This window comes from Streptomyces shenzhenensis (assembly GCF_021462265.1).
Lineage (GTDB): Bacteria > Actinomycetota > Actinomycetes > Streptomycetales > Streptomycetaceae > Streptomyces > Streptomyces shenzhenensis.
Genome location: NZ_JAJONF010000029.1, coordinates 97,201 through 120,068, shown reverse-complemented (window position 1 = coordinate 120,068; position 22,868 = coordinate 97,201). Strand labels below are relative to the sequence as shown.

The following is a 22,868-nucleotide window of genomic DNA, read 5'->3' as shown; positions in this document are numbered from 1 at the left end:
CGTCGTGGACGGCCGGGGCGCACGTGTGCGTGGGCGTGGGCGTGGGCGTGGCTCAGCAATGCGGACAACGGTGATTTCAGTTGGCTTGGGCCCGCCCGCCCGCGACGGTCTCCAGGTACAGCTCCACGTACCGCGCCACGTCGACGTCCAACGCCACGTCCACCATGGCCCCTTCGCGGGCGCCGCCGTGGATCTCGGCCTCGCCGGGGCGGGGGCGGCGGTCGACGACGGTCTGGCCCCGGCCCGGCCCCGGGGCGAGGGAGACCTCGACCGGAAGGAGCCGGGTGGTCAGACCGCCCGGATCGGCCACGGCACACACCGCGCCCGCGTCCCCGAGGCCGCCGGCCGCATCGTCGTCCGCGTCGGAGCCGGGGGCGGCGGGCCGGTGCGCGAGCAGTTCCCCGGCGAGCCGGGCCCCCGGTTCCGCGCTCGCGCGCAGCCGTCGTACCTCCTGCCCCGGCACCACGACCCGCTGGAAGACGTCCAGGCCGTACATGGTGATCGGCACTCCGGCGGTGAGCAGGACGGCGGCCGCCTCGGGATCGTGCCAGACGTTGAACTCGGCGACCGGGGTGGCGTTTCCGGTGGCGACCGCGCCGCCCATGAAGACGATCCGCTCGATGTTCCGGGTCACCTCCGGGTGGATGCGCAGCAGCAGGGCGATGTTGGTGAGCGGGGCGGTGGGGACGAGGGTGACCGGGCGGGGCGAGCGGAGGATCTCGCGGCGCAGCAGGGTGACGGCGTCGACGTCGGCGGGGCGCCGGACCGGCGCGGGCAGCCCGAGATCCCCCATCCCGTCCGTCCCGTGCACATGCCGCGCCGACCGCGCCGCCTCGATCAACGGCCGTTCGGCACCCCGGGCGACGGGGACGTCCCCGGCCCCGGCCCGCTCCAGCACGGTCAGGGTGTTGCGCACCACCCCGTCCACATCCGTGTTCCCGGCGACACAGGTCACCGCCCGCAGCTCCAGCCCCGGGTGCCGGACGGCGAACAGCAGGGCGAGGGCGTCGTCGACACCGGTGTCACAGTCGATGATCACGGGGATGGGCTGACCGGCCACGGGGGCTCCTTCCGTCAGCCCTGACTCTAAGAGTTATCCCGCAATTCTGTGCGGGATGTCCGCTGGGGCGGGGCGCCGTTGGGTGCGGCGTCGCCTTGTGAACTGCCTTTCCGGCGTGGTCCCGCGGTGCGGGTCTCATCCGGGGTCGGGTTCGCGCGGTGTTTCGTCGAGCAGAGGCCGCCTGGCCGGAGTGGTTCCGGCCGGGTGGCTGCCGCCGTGGCGCGGCCCCGGGAGGGGCGGGCACCACGGAGCCGTCCCCGGGTGGGGGCGGCTTTGGTGTGCGGTTGACTCGACAGGGCCTCTTGCAGCCCTGTTGCGAAAAGGATCTGGGTGTTGCGTGCCTGGACGGTGTCCAGGCGGGCGGTGCCCGGGTCGCCGGGGTCGCTGAGCACTGTGTGTGCGCACAGCGCGGCGGAGACCAGGTCACGGTCTGCTGTCAGACCGCAGGCCGGGCAGTGGTGGACGCGTTCGGCGAGCGTTTTGGTGACACGTTCCCCGCACAGGCAGCGCTGGGACAGCGCGGTAGTGAACGTCGAGGCGCGCAGGAGGCGTCCGCCGGATTTCTCGCATTCACGGCCGAGCGCGGCGATGAGCCGACCGGGGGTCGTGGACTGCAGGGTCTTTCCCCACAGGCGGAACCATGTCCGTATGTCGCAGTCCTCGACGGTCAGGTTCACACCGTGAGCGGCCGTGATCTCGGCGGCTGTTTTCCGGGCGCGGTGGGCTTTGGCCGCCGCCGCGGTGGCCGCATCCTCGGCGAGGCGGGCCCGGGTGGTGCGGTAGGTGTTGGCAAGGGTGTCCCGGCGGTACGCCTGCTTCGGGACACCGGCCGCGTTCACTGCGCGGGCTCCGCGCCGGACCTGGACGGCCCGTTCCGGCAGCCCGGAGGCCTTTCGCCGCTCGGCGCGGGACTGCTGCCGCGCAGAGGGCGCGTACTGGGCCGGGTTGGACGCCCGCCGGGACCGGTCCAGGGCCCGCTTACGGCCCCGTTCCTTGCGCCGGGCCTTCGCGAGCGCGGCGAGCTCATCAGCGGTGAGCTCGACTCTGGTCGAGGCGACAGGACCGTCGGCGGGGTCGAACGTGTCCGGGAAGGAGACGATCGAGAGGTTGGAGACGTTTCCGTCGACGCCGCCTACCCGCTCGAGCGCGGCCGCGGCCGCACGGCGGGCCTTAGTTGCCGGGGACGCGTACCCGCCGGTGAGGACCATCAGATGCGCTTCGTAGGCCCAGCCTCCGGGTGCGGCGGTGTCCCGCCTGCGGACCAGGTCGACCTTGTGCCACGTTTCCGGGTTGCCGAGGAAGTACAGCAGGCGCGGCCAGCGGCCGGCACCTGCGGGGAGACGGGCGGGCAGGACAATGTCGCCGCTGTTATTGTCCGCGCCGCCGGTGAAGACGACAGCGAGGGCGCCGTCGTGGTCCCACCACGTCGCAGCCCGGGTCTTCGCCCGGCCCGTCTTCGGATGAACCTCGCCCGCCGCCACCCGGCCCGCAGGTCGGGCAGGAGCCGGTAGGTGCCGCGGCTGGGCCAGCACACGGGTGCCGGGCTGGAGCGCCGCGGCGTGCTCCGGGGTGGTGCCTTCCGGGGGCAGGCCGCGGTGCCGGTAGGCAGCCAGGTGCCCGGCGAGGGTGCCGTGAAGCCGGAACGTCTCCCATTTACGGGCAGTCGTGTGTGACTTGGCGCGGCCGGGGATGCGGCTGCAGTCCCACCACCTGCCGACGCGCGGCCGCCCGTGACGGCGCCCCGAGGCGTCCGCGAACAGATGACGGGATATGCCTCCCCAGACCTCGTCGGCCTGGTGCATCACGAGCGCTTTGGATAAGTGATGGCCGAGGTGCCCGGCACGTTCCAGATGCCGGTAGGCGCGGCGTTCCATCCCCTCGCGGGACAGGCCCAGTTCCTTGCGCCACGCGGCCGGATCCGCCTTCCGGCGCCGGGTACCGGCCCAGTACGCATCGACCGCGGCCCGCGCATCACGCTGCAACGCCCGCTTGATGGACCACATCGCCGAATACAACTGCTTGACGCGGCGCAGCACTTCTGCGTCATCGACGACGAGCGGCAGGCGGATGACCGCGAGTTCGGTGTCCTCACCGCGCTTCCATGCGGTCGTCTTGTTCTTCCCGCGGAACTTCCGAGCCGGAGCCGCGGGAGCGGGCTTCTCCGGGGCGGGCACAGCAGAAGGCCTCTCGACAACACTCACTGCTCCCACCTCCTTTGACGTCTACAGCATCTGTCCGGGCCGTGGCCGGTCCGTCAACCCTCGCCAAAAAACTACATGCCGCCACTGACAACAATCACAGCCTGCCCGCTGGTTCTATGCTCGCGGCCATGCGTCTGGGTCTGTCGACCTGCTCGGCTGCCGAACTACGCACCTGGACTGGGCTCACCAGGCCGCACATGCACCGACTGAACGCGCAGTTGGAGGACCGGGCGCCGGACCGCGGCCGCGGACGTCCCTGGGCGCTGCCATACGCGGACCGTGTTCTGCTGCTCGTCCTTGCCTACCGCACCAACCTCACCATGCAGCAACTCGGCTCCCTATTCGGCATCTCCGATTCCGCGGCCCACCAGGCCATCGACCGTCTCGCCGGACCTCTCGGCCCGCCGACCGCCGACCGCCGACCGCCGACCGCCGGGAACTGTGGCTCGTCGACGGAACCCTCATCCCCGTCCACGACCACAACCTCACTGCAAAATCGAAGAACTACCAACGCAGTGTGAACGTGCAGGTCGTCTGCCGGGCACGCGACAGGAGAGTCTGCGACGCTTGGCCCGGAAACCGCAACGACATCGTCGTCTTCCGCGAAACCCTCGCCAGAACACTGCCAGACCACCCGCGGCTGTCCGGCGACGGCGGCTACCGAGGATCGGACCACATCAGCACACCCCGACGAGGACCCGACGGGCGCATCGTCAAAGACCGCACCTACCGGCGCTTCCGTAAAGCCGGGCCGTCGCCGAGCACACCATCGCCCGCCTCAAAGACCACCAGATACTCCGGCAATGCCGCCGCCGCGGCAACGGCATCAACCACGCCGTCGCCGGTGTTGCCACACGCCACAATCTCAAGCTCGACCTCCGGTAACCGCAGCACCGAAGGGGGAAACACGCCCAGAACCAGAACACATTGCGGGATACCTCTTAGGCGCCGGCCGTGACTCCCCAGCCGGTGGACTGCTCAATCCGACGGCACGGCGGTCGCCCCCGCCCCGGGACCACACCGATACACAGCTCCGGCACACGGCTCCGGCACGCGGGCGCGACCAGCCCCCACCGGCACCCCACCAGCCCGCGGCGATCCCCCGCTCTCCCCGCCTTGTCGCACCCCGCCCTATATAACTCCCGCTCTCCTCACTCCCCCTCGAAGTAATGCCCTTCCTCGAGATCCGCGAGGAGCCCCGCCTCCGCCGGCTCCCACCCCAGCAGTTCCCGCGTCCGCTCACTCCGCACCGGCACGTCCAGCGACACGAACGCCCCGAAGAACCCGAAGTGCTCGGCGCGCCGGTCCTCCGGAACGCTCTCCACCGGGACCCCCAGCCGCCGCCCGACGGCCTCGGCGATCTCGCGCACCACGACACCCTCCTCGGCCGCCGCGTGCAGCTCCGCTCCCGCCGGCGCCTTCTCCAGGGCCAGCCGGTAGAGCCGCGCCAGGTCCAGGGTGTGCACGGCGGACCACCGGTTCGTGCCGTCTCCGGGATAGCCCGAGACCCCTGTGGTCCGCGCGATCCGGATCAGCATCGGCAGGAACCCGGTCCGGTCCCGCGTACTGTGCACGACCGGCGGAATCCCGACGAGCACGCTGCGTATCCCCTGCTCGGCGAGTTCGCCGAACAGCCGCCCGGTGGCCGATCGCGGATTGGCGCTGTACTGCGCGCCCAGGTGCTCGTTGCCGTCGCCCCGTCCCATCCCGACGCCCACGAGGGCCTTGCCGGTCCCGGCGAGCGCCTCGCCGAACGCCCGCACCACGGTGAGGTCGGTCGCCGCCGCCCCGGCCATGTCCCCGGCGGCCATCGCCGCGTGGTCGAAGGCGAGATGGACGACGGCGTCGGCATCGGCGGCGGCCGCCCGCAGGCCGTCCAGGTCGTTCAGGTCACCGCGGCGCACCTCGGCCCCCAGGGCCTGCACGGCCGCCGCGGAGTTCCCGGACCGGGCGAGGCCGACGACCTCGTGTCCGGCGTCGAGCAGTTCGGGAATGACGGCGGAGGCGATATGACCGCTGGCGCCGGTGACGAAAACACGCATGACAGCCCTCCCGGGGGCGAGAAGAAAGTGATGTGACTCAGTACCGTCACTATCGTCACCGTACACCGTGACGGTACTGAGTCACATCACCTAGGCTGTCCCCATGGCTCGATGGGAACCCAACGCGCGACTGCGCCTCGTGCAAGCCGCGGTCGACCTGTTCGGCGAGCAGGGGTACGACAGCACCACCGTCACCCAGATCGCCGAACGGGCCGGGCTGACGAGGACGACGTTCTTCCGGCACTTCCCGGACAAGCGCGAGGTGCTGTTCGCGGGGCAGGAGGAGCACGCCCGCCTCCTGACGGCGGGAGCCGAGGGCGCCCCCGCCACCGCGACCCCGCTTGCGGCGGTCGCGGCCGGCCTGGACGCCCTGACCTCCTCCTTCACGCCCATCCAGCGAGAGTTCGCCCCCCGCCTGCAGAGCGTCGTCGCCGGCCACGCCGAACTGCGGGAACGCTCCGCGTTCAAGCGGATCGCCCTCGCTGCGGCCCTGACCGACGCGCTCCGCCGGCGCGGGGTACCCGACCCGACCGCGAGCCTCGCCGCCGACCTCGGCGTCCGCGCGTTCACCACGGCCTTCACGCAGTGGATCGCCCCGGCGAACGACCGGTCCTTCCCCGCCCTGGCCCGCCACTGCCTCACCGAACTCCACGGAGCGGCAACCGCCCTCTCCTGAAGCCGCTCCGGCCGAGTCCACTCGGTGAGCCGCGTGCTGCGGGTGCCGTCCGGCAGCCGGCGCGGCACGGGCCGGGCCCGCCGGACCGGTTCGGTACGCCGTGTCGCGCGCCGGGTGCCCCGCGTCCGCCGCTCGGCCGCAGGGCGGCACCGGCGCTCTTCAGTCCAGTACGAAGGTGCCGCCCGCGGTCGTCGCGAGGTCGGCCCCGAGGGCGGCTGCCGGCGTCCAGGCCCCGGGCCTGCCGAGGCCGCGGACCAGCAGTTCGGTGACGGTGGCGGTGACGTCGGCCGTGAAGTCCATGCCGTCGCCGGCGCGGAGCCATCCCGCACGCCGGGTGCCGTCCGCCCACTCGACGACCGCGTGCCCCCAGGAGTGCTCGCGCGGACGGGGCGCGGCCTTCACCGGGGCCCGGCCGAGCCGGTCGACGGCGAGGCGTCGCAGCGCCGGAACGGACAGCAGGCGGCCGAGCAGCGGGAGCAGGGCGCGTATCGGCGCCCCGGTCGGCACGAGAGCGGAGGCGGCGGTGACGAACGGTGCTCCGCTCACCGCGTGCGCCGCGAGGAGTTCGCCGGACGCGACCCCTGCCGACGTCGCGGACTCCCCGTCCGGGAAGGCGAGCCGGCGTGGGTCCGCGCCGAGGCGCGACGACACCAGCCGCCCGTTCTCGTACCGCCGCCCGCCGGCGGTGAGCGCGTCCACGATGCTGGCCGCGAGGGCGGCACCGAGCACGCCCGCCTCGACGGCCACCGAGCCCACGGCGTCGACCCGCACCCGGTGCGGCACGGGACGCCCTTCGCACAGCTTCGCCACCACCGCCTCCGTCGCCAGTACGCCGAATCCGGCGCCGGTGACCAGGGTGCTGCCCGCCCCTGCCGCTTCGTCGTGCAGGGCGAGCAGCCGGTCCACGGCGACCACGTCGTTGGCCTGGTCGACGTAGTGGCCGCCGGGCATGCAGGCACGGGCGATCACCGGTGCGGTGGCGGCGAAGGCGCCCATCGTGTTCACCACCACCCGCGGGCGCCCCTGGACGATCTCGTCCGCGATCCGCTCGGCCGAGTCGGCGACGACCACCTTCGCGCCCCGGGGCAGACCGGCCGCGGTCCCGGCGGCGGCCATCCGCTCCCGGCTGCGGCCGACCGGCACGACCGTCAGTCCCCGCGCGGCCAGTCGCGCGGTCACGCCCCGGCCCACCCGGCCGGTCGCCCCGACCACCCACACCTCGTCGTTCACCCTGCTCTCACCTGTCGTCCCGCCGGTCTCGCCGGTCTCACCGGTCTCGGTCATCCGCACGTCACCCTGCCTGCTCCGGGCCGCACCGGGGACGGGCGCCCCCAGTGATGACACAGTGTGTCGTGACTGCAGGCTAGCACTGATGACACGGTGGGACATCACCTGTTACCGTCGGCCCATGGCGAGGTGGGATCCGGGTGCCGAGGAGCGCCTGAAACGGGCGGCTCTGGAGCTCTGCCTGGAGCGTGGCTACGACAACGTGACGGTGACCCATATCGCCGAACGGGCCGGGCTCACCCGGCGCTCCTACTTCCGCTACTTCCCGGACAAGCGCGAGGTCCTGTTCGCCGGCTCGGAACGCCTGCCCCCGGCCCTCGCGGAGGCGGTCCTGGCGGCAGACCCGGACGCGGCTCCGCTCGCCGCTGTCCTCGACGCCCTGGCGCGAGTCGGCGCCCAGCTCGTCGAGTACCTGGACGGCGCGACGGAGCGCCGGGCGGTGATCGACGCCAGCCCGGAGCTGCAGGAGCGCGAACGGACCAAGGCGGCCGCGATCACCGAGGCGATCCGCGACGCTCTGCTCCAGCGCCAGGTGGACGCGGGGACGGCCGGACTGGTCGCACAGCTCGCCGCGGTGGCCTGGGACAACGCCTTCCGGCGCTGGATCGGGGCCAGGGGAGAGGCGGGTTTCGGCAGCTGCCTGGACGCGGTGACCGACGACCTGCGAGCCGCCCTCGCCGGGGCGTGAGCGGGGCGCCCGGCCGGACCCGGCCCTCACCCGGACGGACCGGCAGCGGTGGCGGGCGGGGGCGAGGGGTGGTGGCGTGGGGGCACGCGCTCCGCTGTTCCTGGCTTCCGGGGAGGCCCCGTCATGAGAGTCACCGCCTCCGGCCTTGTCATGGCCGGCCTCCTGACCGCCGTCAGCGCCTGTACGGCCGCCGACCCGCCACAGGCCGACGCTCCCGCCTCCGCCTCCGCCCCGGGCGCCGCCGCGACCGCTGCCGAACGGGCCGCCCCGGCCAGTCCCGGCGCCTCACCCGGCACCCCGGCGCTCACCGTCGAGCAGGCGCAGGCCGCGCTGATCGGCGAGGGCGACCTGGGCGTACCGTGGACGGCGACCGAGGGCACCGCCACCTGGCACGACGAGCTGCTCAAGGCGGCCACCGGAGAGCCGGACTGCCAGCGTCTCCTCGAAGCCCTGTACACCGACGAACTGCTCGGCGCCCCGGCCGGCCCCCGGGCCGCCACCGCCCTCGACGACGGCGACGACGCGGCCCAGCTCCGCTACCAGGTCGACGCGAGCCGCTCCGCCGACGTCGACCGGACCCTTGCCTGGCTGCGCGCCCTGCCCCGCACCTGTGCCCAGTTCACCGCGCGGACGACCGCGGCCGGCACCGAGACCGTCCAGGTCGCCGACGCCGGGCTGCGGGACTTCGGCGACGCCCGGCAGGGTCTGCGGATCACCGTCACCGCGCAGCCCTCCGCCGCCGCCGACCCCACCACCCTCACCCTCGACGTCGCCGTCGTCCGGATCGGCGACGACGCGATCGTCCTCACCGCCGGCGCCCTCGGCACCCTCCCCGACACCACCACCGAGCAGGCCCTCGGCATCGGCGTCCAACGCCTCGCCCAGGTAAGGGAGCGGGGGCGCGCGCAGGCATGACGGCCGGGCTCCTGGGATCCCGTACGGATCCGGCGGCCGCTCCACCGTCCTCGCCGACGGCGCGTCCGGCCCGGCGGCCGCGACTGTCGCCGCGTCCGCCGCCCCCTACAGCGGCGGCTGGGCCGGTGCCGGTCCCAGGGGCGTGATGCCCGGAACCGTACGACGGCAGACGACGGCAGAGCCGACCGCCGTCCCCTACAGCGGCGGCTGGGCCGGTGCCGGTCCCAGGGTCGTGGTGCCCGGGGCCGTACGGTGGCCGAGGCCGGTGCGGTACGCGTCCAGTGCCGCCTCCACCCGGCCGGTCCGGCGCAGCAGGTCGCCCAGCAGCCGGCACAGGTCCGCCAGGTCGCCGGCCGCGCCCGCCCGTTCCAGCAGGCTCAGCGCGCGGACGTAGTGCTCCTCCGCCGCCTCCGTGTCCCGGGCGTCCTCGGCGATGATGCCGAGCAGCCGGTGCGCGGCGGCCGAGTGGACCGCGCCGCGCTCCGAGGAGAAGTCGCCGAGGACGTCGTGCAGCAGCTCGGCGGCCTCGGTGGACTTGCCGCGGCGGTGCAGTACGTCGGCCAGCTCGACCGCCGCCTGGCTGCGGTACAGGGCGGCGCGGGTCTCGGACAGCATCGCCAGCGCCTCCCGCAACTCCCGCTCGGCCCCGTCCAGTTCACCGTTCTGGGCGTAGACGTAGCCGCGCATCCAGTGGCAGTTGGCGAGTTCGGTACGGAGCTGGAGCTGGCGGTACAGCTCGGCGGCCTTGGCCAGGGAGGCGTCCGCCTCGGCGACCCGGCCCTCGGCGAGCAGGGTGCGGGCGACGGAGCGGTGCATCCGGGCGATCAGCGCGGGGTCGCCGGCCTGCGGGGCGAGCGCGAGGGCGAGTTCGGCGGCCTGGGCGGCGCGGGCGTGGGCGCCCATGTCCATGTACGGGCCGATGGCGGAGGCGTACAGGAGCAGCAGCGCGTCGGGGTCGTGCAGACCGCTGCGGTTCAGTTCGTCGAGCGTGGACTCAAGGAGGTAGACGGCATAACGAAGCTCACCGGCGAGGTAGTGGCTGACCGCCCGGCCGCGGATCGCCGCCACCCGCACCGGCAGCGGCTCCTCGGCCGTCCACAGCTCGGCCCGCTCGAAGTACTCCCTGGCCTGCCCCAGCTCACCGGTGTCCAGGGCGCATTCGCCCATCCCGAGCAGCGCGGTGGCCTGCTCGACGGCGAGTCCGTGCGCCTCCGCCTCCTCGAAGAGGGCCGCGTACTGGGCGGCGGCCGCCTCGGCCTCGCCGGTGGCCAGAGTGCGCTGGGCCTCGGTGAGCCGTAGCCTCAGGTCGGTGGCGAGGTGGGCGGGGCGCCCGCTGGCCAGCTCCTCGAAGCCGACGCCGAGCCGGCCCGCGATGTGCCGCAGCGCCTCGTCGGAGGCCCGTGCCCGCCCGGCCTCCAGCGTGGAGATGTACGCGGGCGTGTAGGCCGGTTCGGCCAACTGCCGCTGGGTGAGTCCGCGTTCGGTGCGCAGTTGCTGCACCCGCCGCCCTATGGTCTCCGGATCGTTCCGCTCCTGCATCCTGCCATTCCCCCCAACTCCCCCTGAACCTCTTGCCGTTGCGCTCTGACAACCCCTAGGTTAAACCGCGAATTAAACGTGCTTAACCCGCCCCTGTTGTTGCGAGGTCGCCGTGCCCGGACGCACATCCGCACGCCCCACCGCACTAGCCCGGTCTCGAATGCGCTCGATCGGCGGGACCCCCACCGCCCGCAGTCTCGTCGCGGCCGTGATCGCCGTGGCCGCGCTCATCACAGCCGCCAACGCCGGCCCGGCGCGGGCGACGGACAGTTCCCCGGACTCCCCCGCCGCGGCGACCGCCCGGCACAGCACCGGCCACTAGCGTCTGCCCTCCCCAGATCGCCCCCGGCGGGACTCTCCCCCAGTCCCGCCGGGGGTTTCCGCGCTGCCAGCGCGCACTGGCCAGTTCCGCGAAATGCCGCCCTCCGTTTGACAGAAAGCCCTTCCATCGGGCTCTCCGCTTGCCACTCTTGACCGAGCACCCTGATGTCATGTCCGGGGCAAAAAGACCGTACCAATGACCCCCGGACCGTCGACTGGAGCCCCCGATGTCCCGAACCAGGACCCGCCGCCTCGGCCGAGCCGCCGCCGTCGCGGGCAGCGCCGCCGCGCTCACCCTCGCCCTTCCCTTCAGCGCCTCCGCGGGCGTGCTGCAGAACCTGCCGGAGAACGCCACCACGTTCCAGAAGTTCTTCGAGCCGCTGTACGACTACGACACGGACGGCTGCTACCCCGCCGCCGCCATCGACCCCGACGGCAACCTCAACGGCGGCCTGAAGCCGACCGGTTCGGTCACCGGCCAGTGCCGCTCCGGCCATCTCGACCACGCCAACACCTACTCGCGGGCGAAGTGCAACAACGGCTGGTGCGGGATCATCTACGCCAGCTACTTCGAGAAGGACGAGGCGTCCCCGGGCATCGGCCACCGCCACGACTGGGAGTGCATCGTCGTCTGGGTCAAGCAGGGCGCCGACTACCCGTCGTACCTGTCCGCCTCCCAGCACGGCGCCTTCGACACCCAGGCCGTCGCCGACGTGCCGATGAGCGGCCAGCGCGTCCAGGTCGTCTACCACAAGGACGGCCTGAGCACCCACGACTTCCGGTTCGCCAAGTGGGGCGAGACCCCGGAGAACGACGACGCCGCCTGGCACCAGGAGAACCTGCTCACCTGGGACAACATGGCGTCCAACCTCCGCGGCATCCTGAACGCCTCCGACTGGGGCAACGCGAACCTGCCGCTCCAGGACGCCAAGTTCGACGATCACCTCAACAAGGCCAAGCCGAGCGCGATCACGTTCGACCCGTACGCCTGAGCCAGGCACCGGATCCGGGCCCCGGACCGGACGTCCGGCTAGTTCGTCTGGAGCTGCCGCAGGTGCTGCTGGACGTTCTCCAGGGCGCCCTCCCGGCGACCCGGCACCCTGAGTCTCAACTCCGCGAGCGCGGGCCCGAGTTCGCGGGCCCGCGCCGCGTCCTTGATATGGCCCCACTGGTGGTGGGCGCGGTCCGCGGCCGCCTCGACGGCTGGTGCGTCGGACGGCTGCCCCGCGGCCAGCCGGGCGTGCGCCACGGTCAGCCAGGTACGGCAGCTGCGCGCCGCGTCCCCCGCGAACATCGCGAGGTCGGCCCGCACCTCGGACCAGTGCAGGGCGTCCTCGGAAGCCGGCCCGTGCGCCCGTGCGGCCGCCTCCTCCCAGCGGGCGGCGAGCTCGTCCGCCTCGGCGTACCGCCCGTCCCGCGCGGCCGCGCTGATGGCGTCGTGGGGATCCCCGCTGTCCGGGGTGTGCGTGCTGAGCAGCATGTCGGCGGCGACATCGGCCCCGAGCCGCGCGAGCACCTGCCGGTGCAGCTCCGCCATCGCCGGCCGGTGCCCGCTCCTCAGCACGGTCGCCACGGCCTTCATGTACGACGGTGAGCCGACCTCCCGCCGGGCGGGCGGCGGCGCGATCCGCCCGTGCACGGCGTTGTTGCGCCCGGAGTCGAGCGGCACGGTGTGCAACTGCTCCCAGGTCTCCGGATCCGCGTGCAGATCGAGCACCAGCGTCGTCGCCCCGGCCGGCCGCAACCGCAGCTCCTCCCGGACCCAGTGCCAGGGCAGGCCGGTGTAGCGGACGGTGGTGGGCGTGGTCCGGGCCAGCGCGAGATGCGGCAGCCGCTGCCTGCGGTCCAGGTGCAGCTGGCCCGTGACGAACACGGTCAGCGGACCGGGCGCCGCCGCGGCGGCCCGCAGCCTGGTCAGCACGGCCTGCGGCTCCAGCGGGTCCGCGAGTTCGACGACGTTGGCGGTCTCGGTGCCGGAGAGTATCGACGGGGGCACGGCCGCGAGCACGGGGAGCACGGAGGCCGCGTCCACCAGACGCCCTTTGCCGGTCGGCGAGGCCGCGAGCAGCAGCACGGTTCCGGGCATCGGGCCCTCCCCCTGTGTTCCCCGGTTTCACTTACGTCCAGCACGTTAACCGCTGCGCTTGCAAAGCGGGGCGCGCGAGGGAGGTTTGGGCAGGTTAACAACCGGTACGACCACCACCGACGCCCCCAGGACCACCCCTCCCGCCCCCACTCCCGTTCGACACCCCGCCCTTCCACCCCCGAACCACCCACACCGGACCCCGCCCCCCTACCCCCCTCCACACCGACCCCGCTCCCCCTCCGCCGCCCCGTTCCCTCGCCGCCCCTCCCCTCCGCCCCCTTCCCCCTCCACGCCTCCCCTTCCCGTCCTCCTCCCGCTCCTCTCCGCCGCCCCTTCTTCACGCCGCCCCTTGTCCGCCGCCGCGACGGTGCTCAGCCACGACGGTGGTACTCGGCGGTGTCGAACTGCCGGTGCTCGCCGTGGCGCATGGGATGAGTGCGGTGTGCCGCTGCGTCGTGGCTGAGCGCGCAGTTCCCCGCGCCCCTGACGGGCACTCTCAAAGCGTCCCGGTGCGGCGTACCGCGAAGATCGTGGTGTCGTCGGACAGGTGACCGCGGCTGTGGCGGAGTACGCCGTCGCGGATGTGGGCGACGAGGTGGGCGGGGTCGACGGCGGGGGCCTGGGCGACCGCCTCGGGCAGGGCGTAGAACGCGCCGTCCGCGTTCCTGGCCTCGGTCACGCCGTCCGTGGTGATGAGGAGGGTCTCGTCGGGGGCGAGGGCGGCCGTCAGGGTCGGTGGCGGCCCGGTCGCCGTCGTCAGGCCGGCCATGCCGAGGGGCAGTCCGCCGCCCGACGGCAGCGCTCGTACCCCCGTCGGCCCCACCGCCAGCGGCGGCTCGTGGCCGAAGTTGATCAGCTCCACGAGGTGCGGGGCGTCCGGCGGAAACCCCAGCAGGACCGCCGTGGCGAAGCGGTCGCCGTCGCCTCGGCCCAGCGCCGCCGTGTGGTTCCGGTGCCGGACCATCCGGGTCTCCAGCCGGTCGGCCACCGTCGCGAGGTCCCGTTCGTGGTAGCCCGCCTCCCGGAACGTCCCCAGCAGCGCCGCCGCGGTCTCCACCGCCCCCAGCCCCTTGCCCTGGACGTCCCCGACCAGCACCCGCGTGCCGTGCGGCCCCGGCTGGATGTCGTAGAAGTCGCCGCCCACCCGGGCCTCGGTGTCGGCGGCGAGATACGCCGCCGCGTGGTCCAGCCCGGCCCACTCCGGCGGCAGCGGCCGCAGCACGGTACGCCGGGTCGTCTCGGCGATGTCCCGCATGTGCAGCATCCGCCGTTCGCCGTTCCTGCGGACCACGCAGGCGAGGACGGCCAGCAGCCCCGCACAGCCGACCAGGACGAAGTCGGGCATTTCGGCCTGGGACTCGTGGGGAAAGACGTTGTCCACGGCGATGTAGTCGAGCATCGACAGCACCGCGAAGACCGCCGTCGTCCACACCCCGCAGAGCGCCGCAGCGATACCGGGGACCAGGACGATCCAGGAGATGATCCGGAACCGCTCCGTGGTGTAGAGGTCGGCCGCCGTGATCCCGGCGAGCAGCAGCAGCGGCGCCACCCAGGCGATGCTCCGCCCCCGGGCCCGCAGCAGTTCCTGCCGCCGCCGCAGCGCCTGGTGGTCCCTCACGAGAGCCAGGGAAACACGGGCGGGTGCGCATCGCATGTCGTAACGGGACGTGCCGACCGACTTGCCAGGGGGTACCCGCAGGTGTGCCCTGGAAGGCGGGGGCGAGGAGAGAGGAGACGCTCATGGCTCAAGCGGCACCCACGTCCGGCAGGATGCCCCGGAGCGGCCGTACGCCCGACGTGTTCAGCGCGTCGGCGCACGCCAGGTCCCGGGTGGCGATGCCGATCGCGACCGGGCTGATCTACGGCTACTGGGCCGCCGCCAACCGGCGCAGCGGCGGGCCCATCACGGGCTGGAACCTGCTGTTCGGCTTCCTGACCGCGCTCGTCTTCGCGGTGGTGCTGTTCGCCGTGCTGACCTATTCGCCCCGGCTGCCGCGAGAACTGCACGCGCTGGTGTGGACGGCGTTCATGGGCATCGCCTTCGGCTTCCTGTACAGCCAGACCGGCGAGGCGGTCATCCGGTCCGTCGGCATGTCGGTCGCGGTCGCGGCGGTGACGTTCATCTGGATGTTCTACCGGTTCTACACGCACGAGGACGTGGCCGGACACCGCGTCCGGTAGCGGCGCCCCGCCGGGTACGCGTGGGCCCTGGCCCCCACGGCCGGGGCCCACGTGTTCCCCTTGTTCCCCTCACCGGTCGCCGGGGCCACTGCGGGCACCCGACGACGCTCCCAAACCATGAAACACCCGTTCGGGTCAGCCCTCCACCGGAGCGCGGCGCCCCTAGGGTTCGAGCGCGCCGGGGCCGTCGTACCACCCGTTCGGCTCGGCGCCGGGCCCGCGGGATGCCCCGAATGCAGTCACCCCGCTCGCCTGACCGGCCTTCAGGGGCTTGCCTGGAGACGTGCCCTCAGTACCCTCAGTGCTCCCGGGGTCTCCAGGGTCCCCCTGGCCCGCGCCGCCCGCACGTCTGCGACGCGCCCTGTCGGCCCTGCTGATCGCGCTGGCCTGTCTGCTGCTGCCGTTCGGCGCGCTCGCGGCCTGGGCGGCGTACGGGCTGGTGGACACCGGACAGTACGTCAGCACGATGGCACCGCTGGCCGACGACCCGGATGTCCGGGACGCCGTGGCGGACACCGTCGGCGACGGCATCATGCGCGAGGTGGACGTCGGCCGGCCGATGCGCGGCACGGTCGCGCCGTTCGTGCGCGACGCGGTCCGCTCCTTCACCCAGACCCGGGCGTTCCGGCTGGCCTGGGACGCCGGCAACCGGGCCACCCATGACGCCGTGCTGCGCGCGCTCCACAGTGAGCGCGAGGAGGCCGTGACCGTCGACCTCGCTCCGGTCACCGCCCAGGTCAGGGACCAGCTCACCCAGGACCATGTGCCGCTCGCGGCCCGTATCCCGGTCCAGCACACGGCCGTCGCCGTACTCCCGGCCGCCGAACTGGACCGGCTCCGGAAGGGGTTCCACGTGCTCGAAGTCGCCGGCTTCTGGCTGCCCGTCGCGGCCGTCGTCTTCGCGGTCGGCGGCATCGCCCTCGCCGTCCGCCGCCGCCGTGCCGTCACGGCGACCGCGCTGGGCACGGCCCTGGGCGGCGCCCTGCTCGGCCTCGCCCTGGCCATCGGCCGCCGGCTCACCCTGGACGACCTGCCGCCGGATGTCTCACACCCGGCCGCGGCCGCCGTCTACGACGCCCTGACGTCCACCCTGCGCACGGTCTCCTGGCTGCTCCTGGCGCTCGGCCTGACGGTGGCCGCGGCGGCCTGGACCAGTGGCCGGCTGCGCCCGTCCAGGCGGCGGAGGGCGCGGCCGCAGGTCCCCGGCGCAGCCGATTCCGCGTCCGTGAGCGCGGATCCGCAGGCTCCTGACGAGAACATGACCGTCAGATGACCGGCCGCTTCTCCGGGAGTCACCCGGCGGGCACCCCGGCCGGCCACCCCGACGCGGCAACGGCCCGGTACGGGACGCGGGTACGGGACACCGGTACACAACACCGGCCCAGAACACCGGTGACCGACGCGTCCGCGGGAGCTCCCGCCGGACGAACCGCCTGGACTGACCGCCTCCCCGCGCGCCGCACCGCCGTCACCCGCACGGCCGGTCTCCCCCTGCCTTTCATGCCGTTCACCGCCCCGCGGTCCCGCCGCCCGCCGCGAGGCCGGCCAGCGTCCGCAGCGCCCCCACCAGCTCCGGCTCCGTCGCCGACGCGAGCCCGATCCGTACCGCGTCCGGCGTCCGCTTCGGGTCGACGCGGAACGCGGTACCCGGCGTGACCGCGATCCCAAGGTCGGCCGCGGCCGCCGTGAAACCGTCGGCCCGCCACGGCTCGGGCAGCTCCCACCAGGCGAAATACCCTGCCGGATCGGACCGTACGGCGAACCCCGTCAGCGCCTCGCGGGCGAGCCGCTGCCGGCGCGCCGCCTGCTCCCGCTTGGCCGCCACGAGCCGCGCCACGGTCCCGTCCCCGATCCACCGCACGGCCGCCTCCAACGCGAACGCCCCCGCGCTCCACCCTCCGGAGCGCACGGCGGCCGCCACCGCCCCCACCCGGTCCTCCGGTACGACGGCGAACCCGGCGGTGAGACCGGGCGCGACCCGCTTGGAGAGCCCGTCGACGAGATGGACGAGCCCCGGCGCGAGGGCGGCGAGCGGCGGTTCGGGGCCGTCGTGCAGAAACGACCAGATCCGGTCCTCCACGACCGGCAGCCCCAAGTCGCTCACCGCACGTGCCAGGTGGATCCGGCGCTCGGCCGGGACGGTCACCGAGGTCGGGTTGTGCAGGGTCGGCTGGAGGTAGAGCGCGGAGAGCGGGGCGGTCCGGTGCACGGCCAGGACGGACTCGACGACCGGCCCCTCCTCGTCCGCCCGCACCGGGACGAGCGTCACGCCGAGCCGCCCCGCGATCTCCTTGACCAGCGGATACGTAAGCGGCTCCACCCCGACCCGGCCACCCGGCCGGACCAGGGACCCCAGGGTGGCGGCGACGGCCTGCCGGGCGTTGCCGGTGAAGAGGACGCGGCCGGGGTCGGGCCGCCAGCCGCCGGTGGCGAGCAGCGCGGCGGCGGCCTCCCGGGCGTGCGGGGTGCCGGCGGCGGCGGCCGGCCGCAGCGCGTCGGTGAGCGCGTCGGGCCGCAGCAGGGGAGCGAGAGCCGGGGCCAGCAGCTCCGACTGCCCTGGTACAGAGGGGTAGTTGAGCTCCAGATTGACCCGCGCGGCACCGTCCTCGACCAGCGCCTGTCCCTGCGGTGCGGGTGGCGCGGCCCGCACGAAGGTGCCCCGTCCGACCTCGCCCACCACCAGCCCGCGCCGCACCAGTTCGGCGTACACCCGCCCGGCGGTCGAGGCGGCGATCCCGTGCCGCCGCGCGAACGCCCGCTGCGGCGGCAGCCGCTGCCCGGCCCGCAGCCGCCCCCGCGCGATGTCCAGCGCGATCCTGTCCGCGATCCCCCGGAAGTCGTCCACGCTCCCCCTCCACCCTCATTGCACCGAGGGCAAAGATTCTATTGCACCGAGAAGTCGCGGATCCCTAGGGTCGATCGCATGCCCCCCTGCCTCGCCCACGACGACGACAACCCGCGAACTCCCCGCACCCCTCTCCTCCTCGTCCACGGCCACCCCTTCGACCGCACGATGTGGCACCCCCAGCGGACGGCCTTCGCCCCCGCCCGCCGCGTCATCGTCCCCGACCTGCGCGGCTACGGCGCCTCCCCGCTCACCCCGGGCATCACCCCGCTCTCCCGATTCGCGGCGGACCTGGCGGAACTCCTCGACGCACTGGGCGTGACGACCTGCGTTCTCGCCGGCCTCTCCATGGGCGGCCAGATCGCGATGGAGTGCTACGGCCGCCTCGGCCCCGCCCGGATCCGGGGCCTGGTCCTGGCGGACACGTTCGCCGACCCCGAGACCCCGGAGGGCAGACGGACCCGGAACGCCATGGCCGACCGCCTCCTCCGCGACGGCATGCGCGGCTACGCCGACGAGGTCCTGGAGAAGATGGTCGCGCCGCGCGCCCACCCCGACGTGAAGGCCCACGTCCACCGCATGATGACGGCCACGAACCCGGAGGGCGCGGCAGCGGCCCTCCGCGGCCGTGCCGAACGCCCCGACTACCGCCCCCTGCTGACCAGGGTCACGGTCCCCGCTCTGGTCGTCGTCGGCGCGGACGACGAGTACACCCCGGTCTCCGACGCCGAGGCGATGCACGCCCTCCTCCCCGACTCGGCCCTGCACGTCATCGACGGGGCGGCCCACCTGCCCAACCTGGAACGCCCGCAGGAGTTCAACCGGGTGCTGGGGGACTTCCTGGCCCGGGTGGACGAGGCCTTCGTGATCCCCGGCGGGTGACGCGGCGGCCCACCGCGCCCTCGTGGTGGCTCTCACCCGCCACCGGCACCGTCCCCGAGTCCCTCGATAATGGGCGCATGTCCCGCGAGCTTCCCATCGGCCTCACCCCTCCCGACTGGCTGGTACGGAACCTCCGGCCCCAGCAGGCAGCCCCCCTCAACTGGGCCGCCGTCGCCCGCGCCGCCACCGCCATGAGCCTCCCGCTCGCCGTCGGACTCGCGGCCGGACAGCCCGCGTACGGGGCGCTCGCCTCGATGGGCGCCCTGTCCGGGGTCATCGGCGACACCGCCGACGCCTACCGGATGCGGATCCTCAACATCGCGGTCCCGCAGCTGTTCGGCGCCGTCGGCGTCACCGCCGGCTCCCTGGTCTACGGCCAGGGCTGGCTCACGGTCGCCGTCGTCACCGGCATCGCGCTGCTCTCCGGGATGATCTCGACGATCGGCGCGGTGTCCTCCGTCTCCGGTCTCCTCCTCCTGCTCAACTCCGTGATCGGCGCGGGCCTGCCGCTGCCCGGCGCCTGGTGGCTCACGCCGGTGCTGATGACCGGCGGCGGCCTGCTGGTCCTGCTCCTCGCCCTGCTGGCCTGGCCACTGCGCTCGGGCGTACCGGAACGCTCGGCGGTCGCCGCCACCTACCGCACGGTCGCCGACCTGCTGTCCGTCTGCGACTCCGACGACGGCGAGGCGTACGACCGCGCCCGGCACACCGTCACCCAGTCGCTGAACCAGGCATACGACCTGATCCTGGCCCGGCGCGCCCGGTACCGCGGCCGCAGCCGCGAACTCACCCGAATGCTGGCCCAGTTGAACGCGATCACCCCGGTGGTGGAGGCCGCCCCCGCCGTCCGGCTCGCCCGCCTCGCCGGAAGGCCGCTGCCGCCGGAGGTCCCGGCGGCGGTGCTGCACATCGCCGGCGCCATCGAGACCGGTTACACCGGCCCGATAGGGCTGCACCTGCCCGAGCCCGGCAACGAGACCGGCCGTGCCGTCGACCACGCCGTGCGGCACGTGGCCGAGGTCGCCACCACCCCCGACGTCGACCCCCGGGGCATCGACGACCGCCTGGGCCGCCCCGCGACCCTCGGCATCCGCACCGCCCGGGCCGCCCGCAACGTGATCCTGTCCGCCAACTCCTGGCGCTACGGCCTCCGTCTCGCCCTGTGCATCGGCATCGCCCAGGCCCTGGTCTCGCTGGTACCGGTCCCGCGCTCCTACTGGGTCGCCCTCACCATCACCTTCGTCCTCAAGCCCGACTTCGGCTCGGTCTTCTCCCGCGCCCTGCTGCGCGCGCTGGGCACGGTGGCGGGCCTGGTGGTGGCGGCGACGGTCCTCACCGTCGTACCCCGCGGCTGGTGGGACGTGCCGGTGATGGCCCTCCTGGCCCCGCTGGTCCCCACCCTGACCCCCCGGGGCTACGGCTTCCAGACGGCGGCGATCACCCCGGTCATCCTGCTCCTCTCCGACCTGCTGAACCACCAGGGCACGGCCCTGCTCCTACCCCGCCTCCTCGACTCCCTGATGGGCTGCGCGATCGCGCTGATCGCCGGTTACCTGCTCTGGCCGGAGAGCTGGCGCACCCGGGTCGGCGACCGGCTGGCCGACGCGGTGGCGGACACCGCGGCCTACGTCGAGCTGGCCTTCGGCGTGGGCGCGGACCCCGCCGCCCGGGCCCGGATGCGCCGCCGCCTCTACCGCGATCTGTCCGTGATCCGCACCGAGTTCCAGCGCGCCCTGAGCGAACCCCCGCCCACCGGCCGCCGGGCGGCCGCCTGGTGGCCCCTGGTCGTCGCCGTGGAACGCATCGTCGACGCGACGACGGCCGCCCGGGTCCGGGTACGACACGGAGCACCGCCCCCGGACCGGGCCGAGGTCGATCAGGTGACCCTGCAACTGCGCGAGCTGGCGGAGGGCGTCCGCCGCTCGGAGACCCTCGTCGCGGTCCGCACGGACCTCACCGGCCCACCGGACAGCGTCCTGGAACCACTGCGCCAGGAGGTGGCGGCGGCCAGGGCGATCGCCTCCCCGCACTGAACGCACCCTTTTGCCCCATTGTTGCGAAATCTTGGCGCAAGCGTGACATCGAAGCCGCGCACACGAACGGCCGCCCGGCGAACGGAAGAAGAACCGGGCGAAGCCGAGGGGGACTTGAGAACGGGCTGGGACTCGACCGTCCCTACGCCCGACAGGAGTCATCGACCCTCCCCAAGATCGCAACCTGGGGCCGCTAACCTTACGTGTCCGTCCTGGCCAGCGATTGACGGGTATCAACTCACGCGAAGGGTTGCACACATGGGCATTCTCACTCTCCTGCGGAATGCATTCGGCCGGTCGCGAAAGCCGCGCCCCGCCGAGGCAGAGGGTGCAGACCAGCTCCCTTCGCAGTCGAAGCAGGAAGCGCCGACACCGGAACCGGAAGCCCCGGCGGCGGTTCCGGAGCCCCGCCTTGCAACGACCGACGAACACGATCTGGTCTCCGCCGCTTTCGACAACATCACGGTTCCGAAGCAGGCGACGCGCCTGATCGAACCGGAGGTCGAGATCAAGCCGGAGCCCGCCACATCGACTGAGGCCGAGGCCGAGCCGGTGCCGGCTGAGGCTGAGGCCGAGCCAGCGCCGGCTGAGACCGAGCCCAAGGCGGCACCTGACATCGAGACGGCACCCGAGGCCGAGGTCGCGGAGCCGGTGATCAAGGTCGAGGTTGAGGTCGAGGCGGCAGAGCCGGTGGCGGAAGCCGAGCCGGAGCTGCCGACAGAGGCGAAGGAGGAGGAGGCCCCGGAACCGGAAGCCGAGGCCGAGCCCGCCGCGAAGACCGAGGCCGAACCGACGCCGGAATCGGAGACCGAGGCCGAGGCCGCCGTAAAGGCCGAGGTCGTGGTCGAGGCGGTGGTCGAACCGGAGCCGGTGGCAGAGGCGGCCGCGGAGCCGGAGGCCGAGGTCGAGCCGGTCGCTGAAGTGGCCGCGGAGCCGGCAGCCGAACCGACGCCGGAGCCGCAGGCCGAGGCCGAGCCCGCCGCAAAGACCGAGGCCGAGCCGACGCCGGAAGCCGAAGCCGTGGCCGAGGGGGAGGGGAAGCCGGAGGCGGTGATCGACCCGGCTCCCGAGTCCGAACCCGAGCCGGTCGCGAAGGCGGACACCGAAGCCGAGCCGGAGCCCGAGGCGACGCCGGAGCCGGTCGCCGAGGCGGCCGCCGAACCGACGCCCGAGCCCGAGCCCGAGCCCGAGTCCGCGTCCGAGTCCGCCCCCGAGGCGGAGGCCGAACCGGCCGAGGCGGCGGCCGGGACCGCCACCCCGGAGCCCGCCGCCGTCCCCGAACCCGCCGCCGCAGCCGCCGACGGCGAATCCGCCCCACAGGGGCCACCCGCACCCGACCACGAAACCGTCACGGGTGGTGCGGGCGGGAGCACTCCCGCCGAAGGCGAAGCCGAGGCCGACGCCCCCGGCGACGCCGCCACCTCCGCCCTCGCCAAGGCCGGCCTCACCGGCACCCTCGCCGCCGCCTACCTCGTCCTCGACCGCTCCGCGAGCATGCGCCCGTACTACAAGGACGGCTCCGCCGCGGCCCTCGCCGACCAGACCCTCGCCCTCGCCACCCGGCTCACCCCGGCCGGCGAGACCCCCTCCGTCCACGTGGTCTTCTTCTCCACCGAGGTCGACGGCACCACCGACCTCACCCCCGCCTCCCCCGAGAACGCGATCGACGAGGCCCACGCCGGCCTCGGCCGCATGGGCCGTACCAGCTACCACGCCGCCGTCGAAGCCGTACTCGCGCACTACGACAAGACCCAGGCCCCCGGCGCCCCCGCCCTCGTCGTCTTCCAGACCGACGGCGCCCCGGACGCCAAGACCCCCGCCACCCAGTCCCTCACGGACGCCGCGAAGTCCCACCCCGCCGTCTTCTTCTCCTTCGTCGCCTTCGGCGAGCACGAGAACAAGGCCTTCGACTACCTCCGCAAGCTGAAGACCGGCAACGCGGCCTTCTTCCACGCGGGCCCGACCCCCCTGGAGCTCACGGACGCGGAACTCTACGACGGTCTCCTGATCGACTGGCGCCCGTAGGAGCCGCGGCGACACGCAGTGCGTTTCGGGGGGTGAACCGGAAGCTGCCGGTCCACCCCCCGAAACGCCTGTGAGTCGATCTCCTCG

At 73.6% G+C, this 22,868-nt stretch carries 20 protein-coding genes and 1 pseudogene; 12 read left to right on the top strand and 9 right to left on the bottom strand.

The window, feature by feature from the left end:
• Window positions 1-76: 76 nt before the first annotated feature.
• Both LQ326_RS31070 and LQ326_RS31065 read right to left on the bottom strand, forming a co-directional pair.
• A complete protein-coding gene (locus LQ326_RS31070) occupies window positions 77-1,060 on the bottom strand; it encodes a nucleoside hydrolase (protein WP_234542369.1) in 984 nt (327 codons plus the stop codon).
• A gap of 26 nt (window positions 1,061-1,086) precedes the next feature.
• Complete coding sequence (locus LQ326_RS31065; RefSeq protein ID WP_234542368.1) at window positions 1,087-3,261, bottom strand: transposase; 2,175 nt, start codon at window positions 3,259-3,261, stop codon at window positions 1,087-1,089.
• Between LQ326_RS31065 and LQ326_RS48830 the strand changes: the two genes are divergently transcribed.
• Both LQ326_RS48830 and LQ326_RS48825 read left to right on the top strand, forming a co-directional pair.
• Complete coding sequence (locus tag LQ326_RS48830) at window positions 3,162-3,782, top strand: helix-turn-helix domain-containing protein (RefSeq protein ID WP_372497000.1); 621 nt, start codon at window positions 3,162-3,164, stop codon at window positions 3,780-3,782. The genes LQ326_RS31065 and LQ326_RS48830 overlap by 100 nt on opposite strands.
• Window positions 3,701-3,886, top strand: a pseudogene (locus LQ326_RS48825) (transposase); the annotation flags it as partial. The gene LQ326_RS48830 and the pseudogene LQ326_RS48825, both read left to right, overlap by 82 nt.
• 101 nt (window positions 3,887-3,987) lie before the next feature.
• Here the strand turns inward: LQ326_RS48825 and LQ326_RS48410 are convergent.
• Together LQ326_RS48410 and LQ326_RS31050 are read right to left on the bottom strand one after the other, a co-directional pair.
• Entirely contained in the window at window positions 3,988-4,170 is a 183-nt protein-coding gene (locus tag LQ326_RS48410) for a hypothetical protein (protein ID WP_234542367.1), read from the bottom strand.
• A gap of 242 nt (window positions 4,171-4,412) precedes the next feature.
• Window positions 4,413-5,303: an SDR family oxidoreductase gene (locus LQ326_RS31050; protein WP_234542366.1), complete on the bottom strand. Its 891-nt coding sequence runs from the start codon at window positions 5,301-5,303 to the stop codon at window positions 4,413-4,415.
• Window positions 5,304-5,406: 103 nt separating this feature from the next.
• Between LQ326_RS31050 and LQ326_RS31045 the strand changes: the two genes are divergently transcribed.
• Window positions 5,407-5,979, top strand: coding sequence for a TetR/AcrR family transcriptional regulator (locus LQ326_RS31045; protein ID WP_234542365.1), 573 nt, complete (start codon window positions 5,407-5,409; stop codon window positions 5,977-5,979).
• A 159-nt stretch (window positions 5,980-6,138) separates the two neighbouring features.
• Here the strand turns inward: LQ326_RS31045 and LQ326_RS31040 are convergent, their stop codons facing one another.
• Complete coding sequence (locus LQ326_RS31040; protein WP_234542364.1) at window positions 6,139-7,263, bottom strand: saccharopine dehydrogenase family protein; 1,125 nt, start codon at window positions 7,261-7,263, stop codon at window positions 6,139-6,141.
• A 124-nt stretch (window positions 7,264-7,387) separates the two neighbouring features.
• Between LQ326_RS31040 and LQ326_RS31035 the strand changes: the two genes are divergently transcribed.
• Together LQ326_RS31035 and LQ326_RS31030 are read left to right on the top strand one after the other, a co-directional pair.
• Window positions 7,388-7,954, top strand: a complete 567-nt coding sequence (locus LQ326_RS31035) for a TetR/AcrR family transcriptional regulator (protein ID WP_234542363.1) — start codon at window positions 7,388-7,390, stop codon at window positions 7,952-7,954.
• A gap of 123 nt (window positions 7,955-8,077) precedes the next feature.
• Window positions 8,078-8,869 carry a hypothetical protein gene (locus LQ326_RS31030; RefSeq protein ID WP_234542362.1) on the top strand — a complete coding sequence of 264 codons (792 nt, stop codon included), beginning with the start codon at window positions 8,078-8,080 and terminating at the stop codon, window positions 8,867-8,869.
• A gap of 195 nt (window positions 8,870-9,064) precedes the next feature.
• Here LQ326_RS31030 and LQ326_RS31025 read toward each other — a convergent pair whose 3' ends face one another.
• Window positions 9,065-10,408, bottom strand: a complete 1,344-nt coding sequence (locus LQ326_RS31025) for a helix-turn-helix domain-containing protein (protein WP_234542361.1) — start codon at window positions 10,406-10,408, stop codon at window positions 9,065-9,067.
• Between the two features lie 160 nt (window positions 10,409-10,568).
• Between LQ326_RS31025 and LQ326_RS31020 the strand changes: the two genes are divergently transcribed.
• Window positions 10,569-10,730, top strand: a complete 162-nt coding sequence (locus LQ326_RS31020; protein ID WP_234542360.1) for a hypothetical protein — start codon at window positions 10,569-10,571, stop codon at window positions 10,728-10,730.
• Between the two features lie 226 nt (window positions 10,731-10,956).
• Entirely contained in the window at window positions 10,957-11,721 is a 765-nt protein-coding gene (locus tag LQ326_RS31015) for an NPP1 family protein (protein WP_234542359.1), read from the top strand.
• A 38-nt stretch (window positions 11,722-11,759) separates the two neighbouring features.
• Here LQ326_RS31015 and LQ326_RS31010 read toward each other — a convergent pair whose 3' ends face one another.
• The gene (locus LQ326_RS31010) at window positions 11,760-12,815 is read right to left on the bottom strand and encodes a hypothetical protein (RefSeq protein WP_234542358.1); all 1,056 of its coding nucleotides are present in this window, start codon (window positions 12,813-12,815) and stop codon (window positions 11,760-11,762) included.
• A gap of 496 nt (window positions 12,816-13,311) precedes the next feature.
• Window positions 13,312-14,469, bottom strand: coding sequence for a PP2C family protein-serine/threonine phosphatase (locus tag LQ326_RS31005; protein WP_234542357.1), 1,158 nt, complete (start codon window positions 14,467-14,469; stop codon window positions 13,312-13,314).
• Window positions 14,470-14,555: 86 nt separating this feature from the next.
• Here LQ326_RS31005 and LQ326_RS31000 point away from each other — a divergent pair, with 86 nt between their 5' ends.
• Both LQ326_RS31000 and LQ326_RS30995 read left to right on the top strand, forming a co-directional pair.
• Window positions 14,556-14,996 (top strand): hypothetical protein, encoded by a 441-nt coding sequence (locus LQ326_RS31000; protein WP_234542356.1) that lies wholly within the window; start codon window positions 14,556-14,558, stop codon window positions 14,994-14,996.
• Window positions 14,997-15,357: 361 nt separating this feature from the next.
• On the top strand, window positions 15,358-16,269 hold the full coding sequence (locus LQ326_RS30995; RefSeq protein WP_234542374.1) for a hypothetical protein: 912 nt from the start codon (window positions 15,358-15,360) through the stop codon (window positions 16,267-16,269).
• Between the two features lie 234 nt (window positions 16,270-16,503).
• Here LQ326_RS30995 and LQ326_RS30990 read toward each other — a convergent pair whose 3' ends face one another.
• A complete protein-coding gene (locus LQ326_RS30990) occupies window positions 16,504-17,841 on the bottom strand; it encodes an aminotransferase-like domain-containing protein (protein ID WP_234542355.1) in 1,338 nt (445 codons plus the stop codon).
• A 78-nt stretch (window positions 17,842-17,919) separates the two neighbouring features.
• On the opposite strand from LQ326_RS30990, the gene LQ326_RS30985 reads away from it, so the two are divergent.
• The 3 genes from LQ326_RS30985 to LQ326_RS30975 all read left to right on the top strand — a co-directional run bounded on the left by LQ326_RS30985 (window position 17,920) and on the right by LQ326_RS30975 (window position 22,781).
• Window positions 17,920-18,723, top strand: coding sequence for an alpha/beta fold hydrolase (locus LQ326_RS30985; protein WP_234542354.1), 804 nt, complete (start codon window positions 17,920-17,922; stop codon window positions 18,721-18,723).
• Between the two features lie 77 nt (window positions 18,724-18,800).
• Entirely contained in the window at window positions 18,801-20,756 is a 1,956-nt protein-coding gene (locus tag LQ326_RS30980) for an FUSC family protein (RefSeq protein WP_234542353.1), read from the top strand.
• Window positions 20,757-21,014: 258 nt separating this feature from the next.
• Window positions 21,015-22,781, top strand: coding sequence for a VWA domain-containing protein (locus LQ326_RS30975; RefSeq protein WP_234542352.1), 1,767 nt, complete (start codon window positions 21,015-21,017; stop codon window positions 22,779-22,781).
• Window positions 22,782-22,868: the final 87 nt, after the last annotated feature.

What these genes read in the sequence shown, in the direction of transcription:
- LQ326_RS31045 (WP_234542365.1), top strand. Translation starts at nt 5,407, where the DNA reads ATGGCTCGATGGGAACCCAACGCGCGACTGCGCCTCGTGCAAGCCGCG.
- LQ326_RS30975 (WP_234542352.1), top strand. Translation starts at nt 21,015, where the DNA reads ATGGGCATTCTCACTCTCCTGCGGAATGCATTCGGCCGGTCGCGAAAG.
- LQ326_RS48830 (WP_372497000.1), top strand. Translation starts at nt 3,162, where the DNA reads ATGCGGTCGTCTTGTTCTTCCCGCGGAACTTCCGAGCCGGAGCCGCGG.
- LQ326_RS31050 (WP_234542366.1), bottom strand. Translation starts at nt 5,303, where the DNA reads ATGCGTGTTTTCGTCACCGGCGCCAGCGGTCATATCGCCTCCGCCGTC.
- LQ326_RS31025 (WP_234542361.1), bottom strand. Translation starts at nt 10,408, where the DNA reads ATGCAGGAGCGGAACGATCCGGAGACCATAGGGCGGCGGGTGCAGCAA.
- LQ326_RS31015 (WP_234542359.1), top strand. Translation starts at nt 10,957, where the DNA reads ATGTCCCGAACCAGGACCCGCCGCCTCGGCCGAGCCGCCGCCGTCGCG.
- LQ326_RS31005 (WP_234542357.1), bottom strand. Translation starts at nt 14,469, where the DNA reads ATGCGATGCGCACCCGCCCGTGTTTCCCTGGCTCTCGTGAGGGACCAC.
- LQ326_RS31040 (WP_234542364.1), bottom strand. Translation starts at nt 7,263, where the DNA reads ATGACCGAGACCGGTGAGACCGGCGAGACCGGCGGGACGACAGGTGAG.
- LQ326_RS31020 (WP_234542360.1), top strand. Translation starts at nt 10,569, where the DNA reads ATGCGCTCGATCGGCGGGACCCCCACCGCCCGCAGTCTCGTCGCGGCC.
- LQ326_RS31035 (WP_234542363.1), top strand. Translation starts at nt 7,388, where the DNA reads ATGGCGAGGTGGGATCCGGGTGCCGAGGAGCGCCTGAAACGGGCGGCT.
- LQ326_RS30980 (WP_234542353.1), top strand. Translation starts at nt 18,801, where the DNA reads ATGTCCCGCGAGCTTCCCATCGGCCTCACCCCTCCCGACTGGCTGGTA.
- LQ326_RS30985 (WP_234542354.1), top strand. Translation starts at nt 17,920, where the DNA reads ATGCCCCCCTGCCTCGCCCACGACGACGACAACCCGCGAACTCCCCGC.
- LQ326_RS31000 (WP_234542356.1), top strand. Translation starts at nt 14,556, where the DNA reads ATGGCTCAAGCGGCACCCACGTCCGGCAGGATGCCCCGGAGCGGCCGT.
- LQ326_RS31030 (WP_234542362.1), top strand. Translation starts at nt 8,078, where the DNA reads ATGAGAGTCACCGCCTCCGGCCTTGTCATGGCCGGCCTCCTGACCGCC.
- LQ326_RS31010 (WP_234542358.1), bottom strand. Translation starts at nt 12,815, where the DNA reads ATGCCCGGAACCGTGCTGCTGCTCGCGGCCTCGCCGACCGGCAAAGGG.